The sequence below is a fragment of the Virgibacillus sp. FSP13 genome, assembly GCF_054048505.1.
Map to the genome: position 1 here is coordinate 1 of NZ_JBSVKG010000051.1, position 3,663 is coordinate 3,663.

Sequence of the window (3,663 nt, forward strand, 5' to 3'; positions counted from 1 at the left end):
TGGCTTATTAATAGAATCCAGAAAATCGATTGCCCTTTCTAAATTTCTCTTTTTATCACCAGACTTACTCTTAACTGATTCGTCAAGATTTTCGGGAAGTTGAACAACTATATATTTTCTTGCCTTTTCATCATCTGCATTTAACTCCATAACAGCTTGAGCGGTAGTTGCCGAACCGGAGAAGAAATCAAGTACAATATCGTCTTTATCAGCAATAATTGAAATCAGATATTTGACTAATTCTACTGGCTTAGGGTTATCGAAAATGTCTCTTTTGAATAGTTGTAGTAGTTCATCACTACCATCTTGCGTTTTTCCTTTATCGACAATAACCGTATCATCAAAATAAATACTTCTTGGCTTCTTCCCCTTTGGTAATCTTTGTTTAAATTGGACCGACCATTTATCGTCTCTTGTCTTTACAAACCTAACTTCTCCATCTACTTTATTCTGTAAGAACGTTTTTTCTGATCTTAGCCAACTTATCGGATTCCCGTATTCATCTTTTTCAAGAATAGTACCATCTGGACATTCTATAGGGTAATACTGTTTTCCAGATTTTCTTTTTAATGTATCCCAATAAAACTTTCCAATCTCATCTTCTTCTTTATATCTCTTTAAATACTCTTCTTCGTATTTTTCAAATAAAGGAGGTAAGTCTGCCTTACTCTTTGCGTATGCTATGACATACTCATGTTCTATTGCCACGTATGTCGAATCATTACCGCCACCAGATTTATTTTTCCAGATAAATTGAGTGATAAAGTTTTCCTCACTAAATACTTCATCACATAGCACTTTTAAATTGGCCTGTTCGTTATCATCAATGGATATAAAAATAACTCCATCATCACGTAATAATTCTCTCGCAATGAATAGACGAGGGTACATAAAAGTAAGCCAAGCACTATGCGAATTAGATTTTCTTTCCGTAAAATCTAAAATACGTACCGCTTCTTCCTTACTGATATTTGCCAGTTCAGATAACTTTTCAGGGGTAAATTTAAAATTATCTTGATATATAAAATCATCTTGCCCGGTGTTATATGGTGGGTCAATATAAATTGTACTTACCTTTTCCGCATAGGCACTGGTTAAATGCTTTAACACATCAAGGTTATCCCCTGTTAAATAAACATTTTCAGAATGATAGTTTTCTTCTTTCCCGTTATGTTCCAAATCTGGTGCAACAATCGTTTCTGTTTCTAAATCAGCGATGATTTTAGCATAGGTTTTCCCTAACCAATTTAAAGAAAATGATTCATAGGATATATCTGTTCCCTGTAATTCCTCTTTGAATTTTTCAATTAAAAATTTGCCATCTCTTGAAAAGCATTGTGGAAAATAATCCTTTAAAATTTGTAATGTATTTTCAGATGGATCATGATTGCCCTTTTCATTATGTAAAATTTGGTTACGCATAATCTTATTCCTCCTAACTCTTAGTAAAAAACAAAAAGTGATCGATTTCATCATTATTCTACTTATACTATAGCAGAAAATAAAAAGGCAGAGAATTAATCTATTTCTTCAAATATTTAATATCCCTATCGACAAAATACAGAAAATTGTTAATTAAAAATTTTTTACATTATTAATCTATGCTTTATTCACAGTTATGTTGGTACTCTTAAAGTAGCGGTTTATTTTGGGTAAAAAAAGATGTGAAATACTCTTATCACCTTTATCAACATGGAATCCAATAACTATAAACAAATTGAAACTTCACAAACACGAAAATGACCATTTTCATGAAGTATTTCCAAAGAATATTATTACTTTGACTAATTCGTTATAAATTCAGATCAGTGTCCGTATATGTTTTTGAATTTTTTTATCTTTCCCTTGCAAAAATTATAATTATATACTAATATGTTAATAACTTAATAAAAACCAAGGGAAAACCCCAATGTTGCTAGATTCATACAACTGTATGAATCTACTCATTGGGGTTTTTTTGTCTTATTTAAACTAATAAAAATAATGGGGGCTACAAAAATGCAACAACTATCTGTAACACTAAACATTCCAGTACCAGAGGATTCAATAATTATCAAAAAAGTGGAGTATGAAGAATTAAAACAAAATGAGCTACAAGGTGTGTATTGGAATATGAAAGATTTAGAAAGAAAAATAAATCGGAAACACGAGTGGATTAAAGAAAATATACTATATCCTAGTAGATTTCGAAAGGTTTTAGATGTTGAGTATGGTGGATTTGTGTTTTATCCCAAGGCAAAAGGACAAATATGGACTTTTAAAGCAACAGACATGGCAAAATTTCTTGATGAATACTTTGAAGAAATTTTCTCTTAAAAATTATTAATCTTCCATTTTACATCAAAACTTAAACTTTGAGAAATAGACTTTTTCAAACGCGGTCATCAAAGTCTCATTTCTACAAATGTAAAAGATAAATTAAACTTGAAATATAGACGAAAGGGGGATTCAAACCAAGTTCTTTAACTTATAGATATCAGGAAGAAGTATTAAATAAGAAAAAATACACGAGGTGATTAAAGAATGGCATATGTAAAAAGACATGGCAACAAATGGCAATATACAATTAGTTGCACAACTGAAGGGAAAACAAAACTAATTAAAAAAGGTGGTTTTCTTTCCAAGGAAGATGCCCAAGCTGAAGCAATTAAACATGAGGCGCAAATCCGAAAGCAATACGGAGAAAATTTTATTATAAATCGGTTAAGAAAGCCAAAGATCAATTCTCCGAAGAAAGTTTTAAACGAAAAAGAATATGAACAATTATACGAAGAATTATTTAATAACCTTAATAATGGGTTAGGTTACTACATTTTATTATTAAACCTTACCACTGGAATTCGCTATTCAGAGGCTGTCGCACTTACCTTTGAAGATTTCGATTTTAACAACGACACTATTAATATATATAAAACATGGGAACAAAACGGCAAAATATTTCCTTACAGAAGTTTGTCTAGTAGTCGCATTATTACAGTAGATAAAGCTGTAATGAATAGATTTAAAGACCTATTCAAAACAAAAATAACAAATAACATGGATTTAGTATTCTGCTATCCTAAAAACAAATACAAAGTAATTAGTAAACAAGCAATTGAAATTTTATTAAAGGGTGTTCTGTTGAACCTAAATATTGAACCTGTAAATGCAAACAATCTAAGACATACTCACGCAAGTATTTTACTTTCTAAGGGGTTACCGATACAGTACGTTTCTGAACGTCTGGGTCACAATAGCATTGATGCAACGAATAAAATATTACAACCTTGCTTCTAAATAGATAGAGAGAAAAAAACACGATACAAGATATACACCTTTCATAAAAAAGAGAAAGTGAGATGAAGGGTTTGGCATCTATACAACAAAGAGGAAAAAAATATCAATACACTATTAGTCATACTGTTAATGGAGAAACAAAGCTTATTCGAAAAGGCGGTTTTAGCAGCGAGAAAGAAGCAAGTCTTGCTGCATCGGAAATTGAGTTAAAGTTAGCAAGGGGAATTATACCTTATTTAACATTGGTTCCATTTGAAAGCTATTTTAAACAATGGTTTGAACTATATAAGGTAGATATTACACATTCAACCAGACTTCATTATGAATATACAGCTAGAGCAATTGAAGAACATTTTGGTAGTACACCTTTGCAAAAAATTAAACGGG

4 protein-coding genes are annotated in these 3,663 nt (G+C 31.0%); 3 read left to right on the forward strand and 1 reads right to left on the reverse strand.

Features of this window, described 5'->3' with window-relative positions; translation table 11 throughout:
- Positions 1-1,422 (reverse strand): site-specific DNA-methyltransferase (locus tag ACW2QC_RS20005; protein ID WP_457545688.1); only part of this gene is annotated, 1,422 nt, incomplete at its 3' end.
- 576 nt (positions 1,423-1,998) lie between these two features.
- On the opposite strand from ACW2QC_RS20005, the gene ACW2QC_RS20010 reads away from it, so the two are divergent.
- The 3 genes from ACW2QC_RS20010 to ACW2QC_RS20020 all read left to right on the forward strand — a co-directional run.
- The gene (locus ACW2QC_RS20010) at positions 1,999-2,316 is read left to right on the forward strand and encodes a DUF771 domain-containing protein (protein ID WP_457545689.1); all 318 of its coding nucleotides are present in this window, start codon (positions 1,999-2,001) and stop codon (positions 2,314-2,316) included.
- A 207-nt stretch (positions 2,317-2,523) separates the two neighbouring features.
- On the forward strand, positions 2,524-3,276 hold the full coding sequence (locus ACW2QC_RS20015) for a tyrosine-type recombinase/integrase (protein WP_457545690.1): 753 nt from the start codon (positions 2,524-2,526) through the stop codon (positions 3,274-3,276).
- Positions 3,277-3,338: 62 nt separating this feature from the next.
- Positions 3,339-3,663, forward strand: a 325-nt coding sequence (locus ACW2QC_RS20020; protein ID WP_457545691.1) for an Arm DNA-binding domain-containing protein, incomplete at its 3' end; no start/stop codon positions are given.

Coding starts and splice junctions, on each gene's coding strand:
- ACW2QC_RS20015 (WP_457545690.1), top strand. CDS start 2,524: ATGGCATATGTAAAAAGACATGGCAACAAATGGCAATATACAATTAGT.
- ACW2QC_RS20010 (WP_457545689.1), top strand. CDS start 1,999: ATGCAACAACTATCTGTAACACTAAACATTCCAGTACCAGAGGATTCA.